The 687-nt window shown below is 62.3% G+C and carries 1 protein-coding gene; it reads right to left on the reverse strand.

Annotated elements, in window-relative coordinates; all coding sequences use genetic code 11:
• On the reverse strand, positions 1–573 hold a 573-nt coding region (istA, locus tag AC0L3X_RS47320; RefSeq protein WP_473317642.1), incomplete at its 3' end, for an IS21 family transposase.
• Between the last annotated feature and the right edge of the window lie 114 nt (positions 574–687).

Genomic DNA, 687 nt, shown 5'->3' on the forward strand with positions numbered 1-687 from the left:
GCAGGTGCCTTTGAACAGGGCGAACGCCCGGTCGTGGGCGTCGAACACCATCTCCTGCGTCTCCCGCGGATAGGCCCGCACGAACAGCATGCGGCTGTGACAGAGCCGGACATGGGCGGCCTTCACCATCACCGTGGTGCCGCTCAGCAAGACCACCTCGTGGCTCCAGTCGAACTGGTAGGCTTCGCCTGGGGCAAAGCTTAGCGGGACATAAGCAGCCGCGGTCGATTGCCCGCGTTCCTTGCTCCACCGCCTGGCGTAACGCCGCACCGCATCGTAGCCGCCGTCATAGCCACGGCTGCGCAGCTCTTCGAAGATCCGGATTAACGTCAGCTGTTCACGAGCCGGTTTGGCCGCGTTCGCCGCCAGCAGTCCGTCGAGCTCTACTGCCCATCGTCCCAGCTTTGGCCGCGGCTGCACTTGCCGCTCGTACTCGAAGGAGGTCTCTCCTGACCTCAGCACCTTCCGGACCGTGTTCCGCGACACCTTCAGGTCACGGGCAATCTCCTTGATCGTCTTGCCCTTGATGAAGTGCTCGCGCCGAATCCGCGCAATCGTCTCCACGATCAGCATCCTCGACCACCTGCTTCATTCCAAAGCAGGCAGCGCAACAGACCAACCTATAGGGGGTCAATTTTGGACGCCGATCCCCCGGCTTAGGGGGTCAATATTGCAGGCCGAATGACA

The sequence above is a fragment of the Bradyrhizobium sp. MI1.7 genome (genome assembly GCF_055811795.1).